At 69.3% G+C, this 17,173-nt stretch carries 13 protein-coding genes; 9 read left to right on the forward strand and 4 right to left on the reverse strand.

All coding sequences use genetic code 11. The annotated features are described in order from the left end of the window. Nucleotides 1–156: 156 nt before the first annotated feature. From MOQ72_RS38585 to MOQ72_RS38615, 7 genes are read left to right on the forward strand one after another with little or no spacing between them, the layout of a single operon-like run. The gene (locus MOQ72_RS38585) at nt 157–1,278 is read left to right on the forward strand and encodes a C45 family autoproteolytic acyltransferase/hydrolase (RefSeq protein ID WP_242190905.1); all 1,122 of its coding nucleotides are present in this window, start codon (nt 157–159) and stop codon (nt 1,276–1,278) included. Then, nucleotides 1,275–2,795 carry an ABC transporter substrate-binding protein gene (locus MOQ72_RS38590; RefSeq protein WP_242190906.1) on the forward strand — a complete coding sequence of 507 codons (1,521 nt, stop codon included), beginning with the start codon at nt 1,275–1,277 and terminating at the stop codon, nt 2,793–2,795. Before MOQ72_RS38585 ends, MOQ72_RS38590 begins: the two co-directional genes overlap by 4 nt. Then, on the forward strand, nt 2,792–3,712 hold the full coding sequence (locus MOQ72_RS38595; protein WP_242190907.1) for an ABC transporter permease: 921 nt from the start codon (nt 2,792–2,794) through the stop codon (nt 3,710–3,712). Before MOQ72_RS38590 ends, MOQ72_RS38595 begins: the two co-directional genes overlap by 4 nt. Nucleotides 3,713–3,720: 8 nt before the next feature. After that, nucleotides 3,721–4,554 (forward strand): ABC transporter permease, encoded by an 834-nt coding sequence (locus MOQ72_RS38600; protein ID WP_242190908.1) that lies wholly within the window; start codon nt 3,721–3,723, stop codon nt 4,552–4,554. A 23-nt stretch (nt 4,555–4,577) separates the two neighbouring features. Beyond that, on the forward strand, nt 4,578–5,756 hold the full coding sequence (locus MOQ72_RS38605) for a M24 family metallopeptidase (protein ID WP_242190910.1): 1,179 nt from the start codon (nt 4,578–4,580) through the stop codon (nt 5,754–5,756). Between the two features lie 16 nt (nt 5,757–5,772). Continuing rightward, complete coding sequence (locus MOQ72_RS38610) at nt 5,773–7,497, forward strand: dipeptide ABC transporter ATP-binding protein (protein ID WP_242190911.1); 1,725 nt, start codon at nt 5,773–5,775, stop codon at nt 7,495–7,497. A 2-nt stretch (nt 7,498–7,499) separates the two neighbouring features. Continuing rightward, nucleotides 7,500–9,800: a molybdopterin-dependent oxidoreductase gene (locus MOQ72_RS38615; protein WP_242190940.1), complete on the forward strand. Its 2,301-nt coding sequence runs from the start codon at nt 7,500–7,502 to the stop codon at nt 9,798–9,800. Nucleotides 9,801–9,813: 13 nt separating this feature from the next. Here the strand turns inward: MOQ72_RS38615 and MOQ72_RS38620 are convergent, their stop codons facing one another. After that, on the reverse strand, nt 9,814–10,905 hold the full coding sequence (locus MOQ72_RS38620) for a peroxidase-related enzyme (protein ID WP_242190913.1): 1,092 nt from the start codon (nt 10,903–10,905) through the stop codon (nt 9,814–9,816). 297 nt (nt 10,906–11,202) lie between these two features. After that, nucleotides 11,203–12,387: a DUF418 domain-containing protein gene (locus MOQ72_RS38625; protein WP_242190915.1), complete on the reverse strand. Its 1,185-nt coding sequence runs from the start codon at nt 12,385–12,387 to the stop codon at nt 11,203–11,205. A gap of 160 nt (nt 12,388–12,547) precedes the next feature. Here MOQ72_RS38625 and MOQ72_RS38630 point away from each other — a divergent pair, with 160 nt between their 5' ends. Continuing rightward, nucleotides 12,548–13,291, forward strand: a complete 744-nt coding sequence (locus MOQ72_RS38630; protein ID WP_242190916.1) for a TetR/AcrR family transcriptional regulator — start codon at nt 12,548–12,550, stop codon at nt 13,289–13,291. Nucleotides 13,292–13,302: 11 nt separating this feature from the next. Here MOQ72_RS38630 and MOQ72_RS38635 read toward each other — a convergent pair whose 3' ends face one another. Next, entirely contained in the window at nt 13,303–14,523 is a 1,221-nt protein-coding gene (locus MOQ72_RS38635) for a hypothetical protein (RefSeq protein ID WP_242190918.1), read from the reverse strand. Nucleotides 14,524–14,614: 91 nt separating this feature from the next. Between MOQ72_RS38635 and MOQ72_RS38640 the strand changes: the two genes are divergently transcribed. Then, nucleotides 14,615–16,294: a hypothetical protein gene (locus MOQ72_RS38640; RefSeq protein WP_242190919.1), complete on the forward strand. Its 1,680-nt coding sequence runs from the start codon at nt 14,615–14,617 to the stop codon at nt 16,292–16,294. Between the two features lie 7 nt (nt 16,295–16,301). Here the strand turns inward: MOQ72_RS38640 and MOQ72_RS38645 are convergent, their stop codons facing one another. Continuing rightward, complete coding sequence (locus tag MOQ72_RS38645; RefSeq protein ID WP_242190920.1) at nt 16,302–16,970, reverse strand: alpha/beta fold hydrolase; 669 nt, start codon at nt 16,968–16,970, stop codon at nt 16,302–16,304. Nucleotides 16,971–17,173: the final 203 nt, after the last annotated feature.

The following is a 17,173-nucleotide window of genomic DNA, read 5'->3' on the forward strand; positions in this document are numbered from 1 at the left end:
ACTGGGAGGCTGTATGAGCCACAATCCCTTTCCTGCTCATGCGGCCGACCGGGTGCGGGTGTCCCGCAAGACACTGGGAGGCTGTATGAGCCACAATCCCTTTCCTGCTCATGCGGCCGACCGGGTGCGGGTGTCCCGCAAGACACTGGAGACAGCGTGAGCACCGAGCAGTGGCAGGACTGGGGACTGCGCGCAGATGCCCCCACCACCACGGCAGATCCTCGGTTCATCGACGTAGCAGGCACTCCGCAACAGCAGGGGATCACGCACGGCATCGCCGCCCACGACCTGATCGCCGCCAACATCGCCGCGGTGCGGCGCGACGTCGCGGAGCTCTGCACGGACGACGCGGCGCGGCAGCGTTACCGGAAATGCCTGGACGCGAACGCGGAATTCGTCCGCACCACCGCGCCGGACGCCTGGGCGGAGCTCACCGGCATCGCCGAGGGCTCGGGCATCCCGCTGGCCGACATCCTCGCGTTGAACCTGCCCGCGCACATGGTGCTGCGCTGGGTGCCGAACGAGTGCACCCAGATCGCGGTCACCGGCCAGCGGGCCGCGGGCCGGACCCTGGTCGCCAAAACCCGTGATATGTCCGGCAATTTCGTCGAGCACGTCGCACTGCGCCGTCGATATGGCGATGGTCGGCGGTTGGCGGAGGTGACCGTCGCGGGCAGCATCCTCTGGCCGGGCAGCGGCATCAACGACTCGGGCGTGGCGATGTCGACTTCCGGTGTGTGGAGCGCGCACACCGCCGTGGACTGGCGGGACTCGGCGACCGGCTGGATCCTGATCAACTCGCACGACCTGCTGCTGAAAGCGCGCAGCGCGGCGGAATTCGTCGAGCTGCTGTGGGAACAACCCCGGCTCAGCGGCCTGAACATGGTGGTCGCCGACCTCGGCGAGACGCTGGGACTGGAGGTCACCCGCGACCACATCGTGCACCGCGAGCCAGCCGACGTCCACGTGCTGACCAACCACTACGTCTGCGATCCGCTGGCCGCGCTTTCCCCTGCACCGGCCCAATATCCGTCGTCCTACCTGCGCAGGCAGCGGGCCGATGAGCTGCTCGCCGCGCGGCCCGAGGTGACGGCGGGCGATCTCGCGCAGCTGTTCGCCGATGAGCACGGCGGGCCGCACAACAGCTTGGCGCGGCGGCAGATCGACGGCGTCGGCGCCGAGACGACCTACGCCTCGATCGCCGAGCTGCCGAGCCTCGCCTTCCACGTGGTGCTCGGCAATCCGGCCGACGCCGATCGCACCGAGGGGCCGAGATGAGGCGCCTGCTGGTCGCAGCGCTGGCGCTGCTGCTCGCTGGATGCGCGGTGACGCAGGGGCCCGCGGACCGGGCCCGGTCGTCGTCGTTGGTGATCGGCCTGTCCTCGTCCGCCACCACCCTCGATCCGATGAACACCACCTCGGTCGGCACCGACCTGTCCGTGCTGTCTTCGGTGTACTCGTCGCTGGTCATCCGGCAGCCGGACCTGCGGATCGGACCGTCGGCGGCGATGTCGTGGGAGCGGGTGGCACCGACCCGGTGGCGGTTCCACCTCGACCCGCGAGCCCGGTTCGCCGATGGCAGCCCGCTGGACGCCGACGTGGTGGTGTGGAACATCCAACGCCTCGTCAACAAGGGCAACGGGCTGCGGATGACGTCGAACTTCCCGGACCTCAAGGGCGCCGAGAAGGTCGACGCCAGCACCGTGGACCTGCTCACGTCGCGGCCCTCGCCGAACCTGCCCGACGCGCTGTCCATGCTGTTCCTGCTCAGTCCGCAATGGACCGAAACGCATGATCCGGCCGCCGAAGCGATGGGTTCGGGTCCCTACGAGATCACCTCGTACAGCCCCGGCGGCAACATCGAACTGCGCGCCAGGCCGGACTACTGGGGCCCGAAACCGGCCATCGGCAACGTGACGTTCCGGGTCACGCCGTCGCAGTCGGCGCAGGTTTCCGGACTGCTCTCCGGCGAACTCGACGCGGTGGCCGGGATGGACCCGCAGGACCTCGACCGGCTGCGGGCCGACCGCAACATCGCCGTGCAGCAGCTGGACACCACGCGGATGGCGTTCATCAAGCTCAACACGCTGACCGGGCCGATGCAGGACCTGCGGGTGCGGCAGGCGGTGAACTACGCCGTCGACAAGCGGGCCATCGCCGACAGCCTGCTCAAGGGTTCGGTCGACGAGAGCCCCGGACAACTGCTGACCAAGGACTACACCGGCTACACGCCGGGCTTGCAGCCCTACCAGTACGACCCGCAGCGCGCCCGGCAGTTGCTCGCCGAAGCTGGATATGGGCCGGGCAAACCGCTCAACGTGCAGCTGAGCCTCCCAAGTGGACAGTACGTCGCGGCGGAGCTGGTGGTGCAGGCCGTGGCGCAGCAGTTGCGCGAGGTCGACGTCAACGTCGAGATCCGGTCCGAGCCGTTCGCGGTCTACATGCAGAAGTACCTGAAGGAAAACGCGATGCCGGACATGCAGTACATCACCCAGGCATGGCCGACGTTGAGCGCCGACGGACTTTACGGCCTGTTCGTTTCGAGCAGTCCTTACGCGTACTGGCAGGACAAGACGTTCACCGATGCGGTGACGACGGCGCGTGCGACCGAGGACGTGGCCGGGCGCGACGCGTTGTACGCGGTGGCGGCGCGGCAGGCCCGAGAGCAGGCGCCGGTGCTGTTCCTGTTCCCGCAGCCGGGCATCTACGCCACCGCGAAAGGGCTGTCGTGGCAGGCCCGCCCGGACGACTGGGTGCGTCCGGCGGACATGGCCTGGACCGAGGGGGAGCGGTGAGCACCTACCTGATCCGGCGAGTCGGGCTGAGCGTTCTGGCCATCTGGGGCGCGTTGTCCGTGGTGTTCCTGATCCTGCACGCCTCCGGCGACCCGGCGCTGCTGATGGCTCCGGCGGGCGCGGACCCGGCGCAGATCGCGGCGCTCAGCCACGCGCTCGGCTACGACCGGCCGCTGGGCGTGCAGTACTTGGCGTTCTTCGGGGACGCCCTGCGCGGGCAGTTCCCGGACTCCTTGCAGTTCCAGCAGCCAGCGCTGGAGGTGGTCTTCCAGCGGCTCGCCGCGACGGCCGTGCTGGCGGGCGCGGCGCTGGGACTGGCCGTGCTCGGTGCGCTGGCGATCGGGTTCGGCACCGGTGCGCGGCGCGTGGACGGCTCGCACCGGGAGTGGCCGATGTGGCTGGTCTACCTCCTGCAGGCGGTGCCGAACTTCTACATCGGAGTGCTGCTGGTGTGGTTCTTCGGCGTCGTGCTCGGCTGGTTCCCGACCTCGGGTGCGACCGAACCGGCCAGCGTGGTGCTGCCCGCGATCGCGCTGGCGGCCGGGGTGCTGCCGCCGTTGGCCAGGGTGTTCCGCACGAGCCTGCGCACTGAGCTGGCCCGGCCGTATTCGCGCACCGGCACGGCGCTGGGCATGGGCCGGGGTCGGGTGGTGCGGCACGCCGCGTACGGCTCGCTACTGCCGACGATCACCGTGCTCGGGCTGGAAGCGGGGGCGCTGCTGGGCGGCACGGTGATCGTGGAGACGGTGTTCTCCTGGCCGGGCGTCGGCCAGCTGGCGATTTCGGCGCTGCAGAACGAGGACTACCCGCTCGTGCTCGCCGACCTGACCTTCCTGATCCTGGTCTTCGTCGTGATCAACCTGATCGTCGACCTGGCCTACGGGGTCCTAGATCCGCGCGTGCGGCACAAGGGGTGAAGGACGCGATGATCCAGACGCCGCAACAACAGACCCGCCGCCGACCGGTCGGCGGCATCGTCGGCGCGGTCCTGCTCGGGCTCATCGTGTGCGCGACAGTGCTCGCGCCGCTGCTAGCACCGCACGACCCGCTCGCCCAGGATCTGTTGCACACCAACGCAGCGCCGGGGGAGCACGGCTATCTGCTCGGCACCGACCAGCTCGGCCGGGACATGCTCAGCCGCTTCCTCCACGGCGCCCGCACCCCGCTGCTCGTCGGGGTGCTCGCGGTGCTCTGCGGCGGGGTTTTCGGCACCGCGCTGGGACTGATCTCCGGTTTCGCGCGCGGCTGGTGGGATCAGCTGCTGGCCCGGCTGGCCGATATCCAACTGGCGTTGCCCTCGATCCTGCTCGCGCTGATGGTGCTTTCCTTCGGTGGCCGCAGCACTGCGGTGTTGGTGCTGGTGATCGCGCTGACCGGCTGGCCCGCCTATTTCCGGTTGGTGCGTTCCCGCGTGCTCGCGCTGCGCCAGCTGCCCTACGTCGAAGCGTCGCTGCTCGGCGGCCTGCCGACCTGGCGAATCCTGTTGCGTGACCTGCTGCCCGGCGTGCGCGGGCTGGTCGCGGTGACCGCGACGCTCGACCTCTCCCGCGCGGTGCTGATGGAAGCCGGGCTGAGCTACCTGGGCCTGGGCGCGCAGCCACCGAACCCGGACTGGGGCCTGATGGTCGCCGAAGGGCAGGGGCAGCTGCTCAGCGCGTGGTGGATCGCGGTGCTGCCCGGCATCGGGCTGGTGCTGCTGGTCCTGGGCGCCAACCTGCTGGGCGAGCGGCTGTCCGTGCGACGAGTCGCGGCGAGCTGAGCTTTCGAGAACGGAGTGAACCGATGATCCCCGACACCGCCACCGCGACCGCCCGCTGGCAGCGCGTCCAGGCGAACCTGGCCGCGGCCGACCTGGACGCGATGGTGGTCGTCAAGCCGCAGAACACCTTCTACCTGTCCGGGTACACGCCGATGATCTACTCGCACCCGGTCCTGGTGTTCCTGCCGGTCGAGGGCGACCCGGTGTTCATCCTGCACGCGCTGCGCGCGCACAGTTCGCGCAACAGCTCGCGGATCACCGACATCCGCCCGTACGGCCGCTGGGCCGAGGAGGTCGGCCCGGACCACTGGTGGGAGGTGCTCGCGCAGGTCGCCGCCGAGTTCGGGGCCAGCCGGATCGGCGTCGAAGGCGAGTTCCTGCCGGTCAACTTCCGGGACCGGATCGCCGCCACCCTGCCGAACGCGGGCTTGTTCGACTCGGGGCAGGCGGTGATGGAGGCGCGCTACGTCAAGGACGCGGCCGAGCTGGACTCGCTGCGGGTGGCGTGCCGGATCGCCGACGTCGGGATGGCTGCCGCGATCGACGCGGTTTCCCAGCGGCACAGCGAGGTCGAGACGGCCTCGATCGCGATGCGGGCGATGCAGCGCGAGTGGAGCGAGCACCACCCGGACCGGTTCGCGATGGACTTCGGCAACCTGGAAGGCGGCGTTTTCCACGCGCTGTGGGCGTATTCGCTGGTCGGTGACCGGGTGCCGATGAACTCCGCGCCGCCGACCGAGCGCACGCCGGTCGACGGCGAGATCCAGTGGACGGTCATCTGGACGTCGATCGACGGCATGCATGCCGAGAACGAACGCAGCGTCGCGGTCGGACCGTTGGACGACGAGAAGCGCCGGGCCTTCGATGCGGTGCTGGAGATCCGCGACGAAGTGCTGCCCATGCTGCGGCCGGGTGTTTCGTGTGCCGAGGCGTACGAAGTGGCCCGGCAGGGCTACGTCAAGCGCGGCTACGGCGACTACCTGCCCGGCCGCATCGGGCACGGCCTCGGTCTCGGTCCGCACGAGCAGCCCTCGCTCGGTCCGCACGACGAGCTGGTCTTCGAGCCGGGCATGGTGTTCACCATCGAGCCGAACCTGCGCATTCCCAGCTTCGGCGGCTTGCAGCACTCGGACAGCCTGGTGATCACCGAGACCGGCCACGAACTGCTCACCACCACCCGCCGAGACCTCATCCAGGTCTGAGCCACCGGAGGAACTGATGTCGACGCTGCTCGAAGTGTCCGGCCTGAACGTCCGGTTTCCCGACACGGGCGTGCTGGCCGTGCGCGACGCGTCCTGGCAGGTGCCTGCGGGTGAGGTGCTCGGACTGGTCGGGGAATCCGGGTCCGGGAAGAGCGCGACCGGGCTCGCGGTGCTCGGCCTGCACGGCCCGGAAGCCGTGCTGTCGGGCAGTATCCGGTTCAACGGCGAGGAATTGCTCGGCGCCCCGGAAGCGCGGCTGCGGGAACTGCGCGGCAGCGAGATCTCGATGATCTTCCAGGACGCGCTGGACTCGCTGAACCCGTTCCGCAGCGTCGGCGCCCAGGTCGCGGAGGCGTACCGGCTGCACCACCCGGTGCGCAAGGCGGTTGCGAAGCAGCGCGCGGTGGAGATGCTGGACCGGGTGGGGATCGCGGAACCGCACCGCAGGGCCAAGGACTACCCGCACCAGTTCTCCGGCGGGATGCGGCAGCGGGTGATGATCGCTGCCGCGCTGATCAACGAGCCGTCGCTGCTGATCGCCGACGAACCCACCACCGCGCTCGACTCGACGGTCCAGGCGCAGGTGCTCGAACTGCTGGCGGACCTGCAACGCGAGATGGGCATGGCGGTCGTGCTGGTGACCCACGATTTCGGTGTGGTGCAGGAGGTTTGCACCAACATCGCGGTGATGTACCGCGGCCGGGTAGTGGAAACCGGGAACACGCGGCAGGTCCTGCAGGACGGTCGCCACCCCTACACCCGCGCGCTGGTCGCGTCGGTGCCGACGATGCAGGACGAGCCCGGCGGCACATTGCCGACGGTTCGCGAGGTGGTCACCTCGCTGGTGGGGCCGATCGACGACGAAGCGCTGGCCGACCCGGACCTGCGGATCCCCGAAGGTCGTGAGTACGAAAGCGGGCTCCAGCCCGACGACGCGCTCACGACCGTGGTTGACGGAGCCCTGCTGCTGTCGGTGCGGGACCTGTCGGTGACCTTCCCAGGTGGTCTCGGAAAACCCGCCCGCGACGCGGTGCAGGGCGTCAGCTTCGACATCGCGGTCGGCGAATCCTTCGGCCTGGTGGGCGAATCCGGGTCCGGGAAGAGCACCATCTCGCGGGTGGTCACCGGCCTGCAGGCGGCCACTACCGGGCAGGTCCGGTTCGACGGTGCGGAGCTGTCCGGGATGTCACGGCGAAGCCTGTCCCGACGCATCCAGCTGGTGTTCCAGGACCCGTACGCCTCGCTGAACCCGGACCGCACGATCGGCGACGCGGTGGGCGCGCCGCTGACGGTGGCGGCCGACGGCACACCCGCTCTCAGCCGCGCGGAACTGCGAAGACGCGTCGAGGGCCTGCTGACCGAGGTGGGCCTGGACCCCGAACTGGCCGATGCCTACCCGGACCAGCTCTCCGGCGGGATGCGCCAGCGCGCCGGGATCGCCCGCGCGCTGTCGGTCGAACCGGCGTTGCTCGTCGCCGACGAGCCGGTGTCCGCATTGGACGTTTCGGTGCAGGCCCAAGTGCTCAACCTGCTGGTCGAACTGCGGCGCAAGCGGGGTCTGGCGCTGCTGTTCATCTCGCACGACCTGACCGTGGTCCGGCACATGTGCTCCCGGATCGCGGTGCTGGCCAGCGGGTCCATCGTGGAGATCGGGGACAGCGCCGACGTGCTGGGCACCCCGCAGAGCGAGCACACCCGAGCGCTGCTAGCCGCAGCACCCGACCTGGAGCGTGTGGGGTGACCATGTACCAACAGCAAAGCTCGCACTGGGGTCTGTTCAGTGCGGCGCGCAAACCGGGCGGCCTGGACGTGATCCCAGATCCGGACGACCCGAACCCGGCTCCACTGCTGCGCAACGTGCCCGCCGCGCTCGACGAACGGCTCCGGGTGCGCACGCCTCACGTGCGTCGCGGCTGGCTGGAAGGCGGCTCGGCCGAGCGCGGCGACGACGAGTACCTGCCGATCAGCTGGTCGGAGGCGATCGGGCTGGCGGCCGGGGAACTGGACCGGGTCCGCACCACGTACGGCAACGAGGCGATCTACGGCGGCTCCTACGGCTGGGGCAGCGCTGGCCGGTTCCACCACGCGCAGAGCCAGGTCCACCGCTTCCTGAACGTCATCGGCGGATACACCCGCTCGGTGCAGACCTACAGCCTGGGTGCCGCCCGACCGCTGTTGCGGCACGTGGTCGGCAACGACGACCCGATCTCGAAGGCGACAGCGTGGCCGGTGCTCGCCGAGCACACCGAGCACTTCGTCTGCTTCGGCGGCATCCCGGAGAAGAACTCGCAGGTCAACTCCGGCGGCGTGAGCCGACACGAGGTGGCCGGGCACCTGCGCCGGGCGCGGGCCCGCGGTGCCTGGTTCACGCTGATCAGCCCGCTGCGCGACGACCTCGCCCCGGAACTCGACGCCAGGTGGCTGGCGCCGGTGCCGGGCACCGACACCGCGCTGATGCTGGCGTTGAGCTACGTGCTGATCGATCGCGGTTGGCACGACGAGGAATTCCTGCGCACCCACTGCGTCGGGTTCGACCAGTTCCGGAGGTACCTGTTCGGCGCGGCCGACGGCATCGCGAAGAGCCCGCAGTGGGCGGAGCAGGTCTGCGGCATCGACGCGGCGGTCATCGTCGGGCTGGCCGAATCGATGGCGACCCGGCGCACCATGGTGACGTTGAGCTGGTCGTTGCAGCGCGCCCGCTACGGCGAGCAGCCGCTTTGGGCGGGTATCGCGCTGGCCTGCGTGCTCGGCCAGATCGGCTTGCCCGGCGGTGGATTCGGCCACGGCTACGGCGCGACGGCGGGCGTGGGGGCGCGACGGCTGCCGTACCGGCTGCCGACGTTGCCGCAGGGCGTGAACCCGGTGCGCGAGTTCATCCCGGTGGCGCGCGTCGCGGACATGCTGCTGCATCCGGGGGAGGAGTACGACTACGACGGCGAACGCCGCCGGTACCCGGACATCCGGTTGGTGTACTGGGCCGGTGGGAATCCGTTCCACCACCACCAGGACCTGGCGCGGCTGACCGAGGCGTTCCGCCGCCCGGACACGGTGATCGTCCACGAACCGTTCTGGACGGCGACGGCCCGGCACGCGGACATCGTCTTCCCGGCCACGACCACCCTGGAGCGCAACGATCTGGGCTGCGCCAAGGAAGATCGCGCGCTGGTCGCCATGCGGCAGGTGACGCCGCCGCTGGGCCAGGCGCGTTCGGACTTCGAGATCTTCGCCGCCCTGGCCGGGAAGCTGGGGGTGGAGCAGGAGTTCACCGAGGGCCGCGACGAGTGGGGCTGGTTGGCGCACCTGTACGAGCAGTGGCGGCGCGAGGCGTCCGATCCGGGCCTGGATTTCCAGCAGTTCTGGGAGCTCGGCCGTCTCGAACTGCCCGCCGAGCCGGACGACCAAGTGCTCTACGAGCAGTTCCGCGCCGACCCGGCCGCGCATCCGCTGGCCACCCCGAGCGGTCGCATCGAGCTGTTCTCCGAGCGGATCGACTCCTTCGGCTACGCCGACTGCCCCGGACATCCGACCTGGCTGGTGCCGGAGGAGCTGCAGATCCAGCCGGGGTCCGGCGACTTCCCGCTGTTCCTGGTCGCGAACAACCCGGCGACCCGGCTGCACAGCCAACTCGACCACGGCGCGACCAGCACCAGCGCCAAGATCCACGGCCGCGAGCCGGTGCGCATGCACCCCACGGACGCGGTCGTGCGCGGACTGTCCACAGGGGACCTCGTGCGGGTGACCAGTGCGACGGGCAGCGTGCTGGCGGCCGTGGTGATCAGCTGCTCGGTGCGCCCCGGCGTGGTGCAGTTGTCGACCGGTGCCTGGTACGACCCCAGCGCCCCCGGAGTCGCGACCTGCATCCACGGCAACCCGAACGCCCTGACTCGGGACGTCGGAACATCCCGGCTGGCCCAGGGCTGCACCGGTCAACTGACCCGAGTGCAGGTGCGGCGCTTCATCGAAACGCTACCGCCGCTGAAAGCCCACGAACCCCCGACCGAAGGTCCCACCGGAACGGCGGTGTCCACCGACAGTCCCACCTGACCCGGCTCCGCTCTCAGGCGGCGGGATTGCCGAGGGTCATCATCAACCTGTTGGCCCAGGCGAACATCGCCGCCACCGCGACGAGGTCGCGGACGTCGTCGGCGCTGAGGCCGACCGCGTGCAGCCGCCGGATGTCAGTGGCGCCCAGCGCAGCCGGGGTGGGGGCGAGCGCGCCGACCGCGTCGACGATCGCGCGTTGCCTCGGGTCCGCCACTGCCGCCGGACCGGCTTCTGCTAGCGCGACCGAGGTGATCTGGTCCTTCGACAGCTGGACCTGGCGACGGCCGTGCACGCCCGCGCAGTACTCGCACCCGGTGATCAGCGAAGTGGCGAGCGCGGCGAGTTCGCGGTCCGCGCGGTCCAGCGAACCGGCGCCGGTCATGATCGCGTCGTAGAGCGCGGTCCGCTCCGCCAGCACCAGCGGATCGTGCAGCAGGGTCAGGTAGAACGGGGACCACTTGGCCGGGGTCTTCTCGTCGGCCCCGGCGGGTTTCTCCGGCTCCGGCACCGGATCGACCCACGGAACCCAGCGCAGCACCGGAAACGCCTCGGCCGGGCTCGGCAGTTCGCAGCCATCGGCGGTGGCACCGGCTTCGATGCTGTTCACCGGGCCGGAAACCGGCCCGTCACCGGCCGCCTCGACCAGCCGCACCCCGAGCAGCAGCCGAACCCGATAGCTGACGTACGCGACGACCTGCGACGCCGCCACCACCTGCGCGGCGGTGAACCCGTGCGCCCGCAGGACCGCGATCTCCGCCGCGCTCGCGTCGACCGGATCGAGCGCGACCTGCTCGCAGTGCGCGAGTAACGCGTGCAGCGGTTCGGGCAGTTCGGTCCAGCGATCGGTGTCGCGGATGACGTCGGCGGCGCCGTCACCTGCCAACGAGTCCAGTTCGCGGGCGATTTCGTCGGCGTATTCCTGGTGTTCGTTGACCAGCGCGACGCGGAGCGCGATGCGCGCCCGGTCCGCCCAGTCGAGCACGGACTGGTCGGCCGGGCGCAGCACTGCGGCGTCGACGCTCGCGGTGAACTCGCGCAGGTCCGGGCGAAGCGCGTCCAACGACGCCTCGGTGCGGACAACACGATCACTGCTAGCAGTCGTCATGAAGCATCCTGTCCGGGGGTTGAGAGTCGTGAGTGGGAATGGTCGCATGGGCGACCACTCCCACTCGGTGCCTGTCTTCGAACTCGTCCTGCATGGCGGTGCGGGTGGCGGAACCTCAACAGTGCTATGCGGGGACACCGGGCTATCTCGACTCCGGGATCCCCGACTCATGTATGTCCAATACACCACGTCGAGGCTGTTCTCCCGAGAAGACCCCTGAGAACCCGCGGCGGTGCAAGTGGCGAGGGTGGGCTAAGCGGCTTCGCCGCTTCTGAAAACAAGATCAAAGACCGGTGCTCACAGCCGATAGGTGAGGCGGCGGAGGGCGTCTTCGGCCGGGCCGCGCGCGGAACGTCGGTCGAGGTACCAGGCTCCGAGCACGGTCGCGGACCAGACCAGCACCGCGATCGAAGCAGTCGTCAGCGCCGTGCTGCCGATTTCGCCGAGCGCGAGCGCGTATGGCGAGAGCAGGACGAGCCACGCGATCGACTGGAACAGGTAGCCGGACAAGGAACGCTGCCCCAATGCCGCCACTGCGGCCAACGAACGGCGCGGCACGACGAGGGTGAGCAAGCCGAACAGCGCGACGTAGCCGGGTCCGGCGAGAAGCCCGCTGGTGGCGTGCAGGACGGCCGCGAGTTCCGCGGTGGATGCGCTGGTGTGCCACAGACCGGAACTGATCAGCCCCAACGGCAGACCGCCCGCCACCGCACCCCCGAGCCCAACCGCCGCCGTGCCGCGCAGCAGCACCCGGTGACTCGCCGGGTCCTCCAACAACCGTCGCCGGGCGGCCCAGATGCCAAGCCACACAACGGTTATGAAGCCCAAGACCGTCGACGTGTGGCCCGGCCATTCGGTGATCCGGGCGAGGGTGGCGCTGAAGTAGTCGTCCGCGACGAGTGATTCGCGCTGCGTCGTCGGGACTCCCGCAGTCCCGCTCGGAGTTCGAACCGCGTCCAACACGAGGAGCACGGCCGTAACGACCGAACTCAGCGCCGAGCAACCCCAAATCCACAGCACGATGCGGTGCACGCGATCACCGCGCGGCAGCAGAACGAGGGTGGCGACGATGCCGACCAGCCCGTATGCGCCCAGGAAATCACCGAAGTTCAACAGCACGCCGTGGGCCACGCCGAACGCGACCAGCCAGGCATTGCGCCGCAGCAGCACCGAACGCACCCCGGCGGGCGCGGCACCAGCCGCTTGCTGGCGGCGGGCCAGCTGCACCAGCCCGTAACCGAACATGATCGCGAACACCGGGAAGGCGCGGCTGTCCACCAGGGTCGCCACGAAGAGGTTGAACCCGCGTTCCAGTCCCTCGGGCCGCTGCTCGACACCGGGTTGGGTGCCGAACGCGGCGACCGCGCTGTTGGCGAGCGCGATGAACAGCAACATGAAACCGCGGGCCAGGTCGGGCGCCAGCGCCCGTTCGCCGCGCCGCACCGGCCCGCGAACCGGACGCGGATCACTTTGGATCTGCACGGTACATCCCCACTGCCGAAGTTAGTGTGTATATAAAACTATATGAGATAAACTAAACCATGTGCCATGATTGCCGGGCAAGCAGCAGAGGTGAACTCGCAGGTGAGGGGCGCTCGTGTTTTCCGGGCACGGGTGCCCCTCGCTTCGGAAAGGCGTGAGCATGGACGATGCGGCAGTGCCCCCGGAACTACGTCGGCTCTGGCGCGTTCCGGCCAACTCGCGGATGGGCAGACCGGCGGAACTCGACGTGGATCGGGTGATGCGGGCGGCCGTCGAGCTGGCGGATCAGCACGGGCTGGCCGGGGTCACGCTGCCCAAGATCGCCCAGGCGCTCGGTTTCACCACCATGTCGCTGTACCGCTACGTGGGCTCGAAGGACGAACTCCTGGTCCTCATGCAGGACTTCGCGATGGGCATGCCACCGGAGATCACCGTCGAACCGGACGACTGGTGCGAAGGCTTGCGGCAGTGGGCCGCGGCCGAACGCCGGGTCAACCACCGGCACCCGTGGCTGGCGCAGGTGCCCGTCGCGGGGCCGCCGATCGGGCCGAACCAGATCAGCTGGATGGAAGCCGCGCTGCGCATCATGCGCGCCACCAAGCTCGACTGGGCGCAGAAGATCGGCGTGGTCATGCTGATCAGCGGATACGTCCGCCACACGACGTTGTTGTCGGAAGAACTGGAAACCGGCCGCGCGGCGGGCGTGGATGAACCTGAAGCAACCCGACGCTACGGCGAAAGTCTCGCGAAGCTGATCAGTCCGAAAGATTTCCCGGAGGTGGCCGGACTCCTGGCCTCGGGTGTCTTCAACCACTCGCCCGGCACGGGCGAAGACCCGGCAGCGGACCCGGACTTCACCTTCGGCTTGGACCGGATCCTCGACGGAATAGCCAACCTGACCTGACCCGAGTCGTCCTAAGCGGATGAATCGGTCGGGGTGAAGTCGGTGGGCAGCGTTTGCTCGGTGAGGAGTCGTCGGGCTTGCCGGTGGCGGTCCGGGCCGGTCAGGCAGGTGCTCAGCAGGTCCCAGCCCTGGTAGTAGCCGAAGAGGTAAGGATTGCCGCCCTGGGCGGTGACGTGGCCGAGCACCGGGCCGAGTTCGTGCTCGGCGAACAGCCCCCACCGCCGCAGGTAGTCCGCCACCGCTGCCTCAGAACGCCCTTCCGAGGTCAGGAAGGTCGCATTGCCCCAGACGCCGAAAAGCATCTTGCGGGCGTGGTGGATCGCGGCGAAGTCGCTGCTGTCCGGTCGGATTCCGCACGGGCCCAGGACGTTGTCGGTCAGCCACCGCTGGGCTTCGTCATCGGGGAAGAGGAGGGCCTGCGCGTGCATCCCGAGCGCTTCGCTGATCGTGAACTGCGGGGAGAGCAGGAACCGGACCTGCTGTTCGGTGCACCCGTTCCCGTCGACCAGGTGGATCTCCTTGAGCAGTTGCTCGGCGATGTGGCCGGGGTGTCCTTCGTGGGCCACCACGTCCAGCAGATCGGCGAGGTTGAACGGCAGGTCGCGGTTGATGAAGACGATGGATCGGGTACCGCCCGCGTGGTAACCGGCGCCCAGGAAAGCCACCTCGGAAACCAGTTGGCAATCGACCTGTTCTTCCGGCAGCTCGATGATCGTGGCCGCGGTGCGGGCCCGGGTCTCGGCCACCGCTGCGAGCACGAGGTCGGGCAGCCGGTCGACGTCGGGCAGGCTGTGGTGGTTCTGCCAAGAGTGCAGCCGGTCGGCGAGGGTGCCCGGTCCCGCCGGAAGTGCTCGGTCCAGCTCGGCGTGCGCCTGCTCGAACAGCTCCTCGGGCAGCGGCGCGACGTCCAGTCCCATGCACCGCCGGGTGTGTTCGGCCAGCGAGAACTCGGCGCCCGCCAGCCGGTGCGCGGTGGTCGTCAGGGCTTGCAACTGCGCGTCCAGGAACGCGCTGCGGGGCGGCGCGAATAGTTGCGGCAGGTCGGCGCGTAGCTGCTCGGCATCGTCGAGCAGTCGTTCGATCGGCGGGGGCTCTTCTGCTGCGGTCTGCTCGCGCCAGGGTTCCGGGCCTCGGTAGTCGAGGAAGAGGCCGCCGCCCGACTGCGTGACCCGACGATCGATGCGCAGGGCCAGTTCCGCATAAGCCCGCAGCCATCGCTGTGTGGAGATCATCCGTGCTCCAGGTCATGTCCGACTTCGCCATCTCGAAGTTACCGGTGGAGCCCGGAGTCAGTGGGAGCTGCGGGATCGATACGCTTCGGGCATGGAGCGCGACCCGGTCGGAAGTCTGCTGCCCGAATTGGCCGAGTGGGCCGAAAAACAGGAACGGCCTGCCCAAGGCAACAACGATGAAGCCGATGTACTGCTCCGACTGCTCTACGAGCACATCGGCGCGGACCTGGGCGACCTGCAGCCAGCGGACCTGGATGAGCTGCTGCTGGAGTACTACCCGCGCAATGTCTTGGTGGAAGACGATGCCGAGTTGACCGACGTGATCGCCACCGTCCGCGACCTGCTGGCCTTCGCGGCGGACACCGGACGTTTGTCGGCACAGCAGCTCGACGTCCTGCAGCGGCGGGTCGACGAGATCGAACCCCGGTTCGCCGACGCCGTGCTGGACGCGGCGGTTGACTGGCTCGACGATTCCGGCTCCGAGCAAACCGACCTCCGCGAGTTGCTCGGCCTGCCGGACTGGCTGCCGCCGCTCCGGCTGCCCCCGGACGAAGAACTCGCCGCCCAGGCCCGGCAGAGCCCGTTGTTGGACCGTGCCAAGCAGCTGGCGCTGCGGGTCGTCGGGTGCACGCTCGTGGACGGCGAGCCGGACGCCCCGGATGCGATCGCCGCGGCCGAGGCACTGGGTCTCCAGGTGCCTGGATCGGTAACCGAGCTCGACGACATCCCGGAGCTGCGAAACCTCTGGGAGATGGCCCTCGACCTGGGATTCGTCGAAGCCACCTGGACCACTGCCGCGCTCGGCCCACTCGCCGCGGAGTGGCCGGACGGCAGCGACGACGAGGTGCTGGACGCCTGGGCGGACGCGCTGGGCCTGCTGAACGAGGAGATCTTCCAGGACGACGACACGGAGCTCGATCTTTCCGACGTCGTCAGCATCGCGGTGGTCTCATTGTTCCTGTCCCGAAATGAAGGCATACCGCTCGCGGAACTGCACGAGTTGATCAAGGACGTCACCGAGGACGAGTTCGCCCCGGCGGACGCCTGGGACCGGTGGGTGCAGACGTACGGCGATCCGGCCGACCGGTTGGTCAGCATCCTGGCCGACCTGGGCGCGGCGCAGGCCAGCGACGGGATCGCGCGGCTGACCCCGCTCGGCCAGTTCGCCTTCGCGGGCGCGTTGACCGAAGGCGGTGTCGAGGTCCGGTTGCTGCCGCCGGTCGACGAGATGACCGCCTTCGACCTGGTGGACTTCGCCAAGGGCGCGACCGACGACGAGTTGGCGGCCGAAACGGAGTCCTGGTTCGAGGCGCGCGGCGCGGTGGCGGGCACGGACGAACTCCTCACGGCCGCTGCGGCGGGCGACGCGGAGGACCGGATGATCGCGATCTCGATCGCCGGGCCGCGCGCCGCGACCGCGCCGCAGCGCTGGCGGCAGGCGCTGGACGAGCCCGCGCTGCGGCCGTACGCGAAGTTGACGCTCTACCAGCTCGATCCTGACGAATCGGACCTCGAATCGACGGTGTCCGATGCGGCGTGGCTGCTCGTCGACCTGCTGGGGGCCGCGTTGGACACCGTCGAGCCCGACGAATTGAGCGACGTGCTGGCGGAAACGGTGCCCGCCGGGCAGGAGCAGGAGATCTTCGAGCAGATGTGGCGCCTGGACCACCCGGACGTGAAGGAAGTGCTCGCCCTGATCGGCGGACAGCACCCGGACAAGGGAATCGCAAAAGCCGCCCGCCGAGCATCCTTCAAACTCCCGGCCAAGTGACCCCGCGTCACGGTGCCGCGTTGAGCAGGATCTCGCGGAAGTCGTCGGGGGCGTCGCGCAGGATGTTGTGCCCGACCGGCAGCGACCGGACGTGCCACGCCGGATCTCCCAGCAGGCGCTCGTAGAACTGGGTGAACGGAGTGTTCTCGAAGTTGGCCAGGTAGACGTACTCCCGGCGCGGGACCCGGTCCAAGGCGCCGGTGAGTCGGATCGCCTGCACCAGACTGGCCAGTGGGTGCGGTGTCGCCCGCGGATCCAGCAGCGGCAGCGGCGCCACCGAGATCCCGTCCGCCTTCGCCCCGCCGATGTACCAGTCATGCCAGACACCGCTGGTCAGCGACATGACCGAAGCTCCGTCCTCGGGAACGAAGGCATCGACGTAGACCAACGACGCGATTCGCTCCGGCACCCGGTCGGCGGCACCGGTGATCACCATCCCGGCGTAGCTGTGTCCACACAGGACGACGTCGTGCAGGTCCGCTTCTGCCAGCAGCCGCACCACGTCTTCGATGTGGGTGTCCAGGTTGATGGGTGCGGCGAGCAGCTCCTGCGGATCGCCCAGCCCGGTCAACGTCACGGGGTACGCCGTGTGCCCTTCCTGGCGGAGTTCCGCCGCGAGCGGCTCGTACCACCATCCGCCGTGGCAGGCGCCGGGAACCAGGACGAAGGTCGCCATGTTCGTTCTCCTCTGCGATCGGTCTGCGCATCCGACCCTAGGGGTCGTTTAGGACAGTTCTCGTCCACAAGGAGATCGGTCCTGAAGGAATCGCCGCGCAGCCCAGTGGGTCAGCTGCTCCGGACTTCCGAACTTGCCGGTCACTGGACGTAAGGTACGTCCGGCTGCAAATCCGATGGCTAGGCCGTGCAGGGGGAGCCGTG

Source organism: Saccharopolyspora soli (genome assembly GCF_022678645.1).
In the GTDB taxonomy this organism is placed as follows: domain Bacteria; phylum Actinomycetota; class Actinomycetes; order Mycobacteriales; family Pseudonocardiaceae; genus Saccharopolyspora; species Saccharopolyspora soli.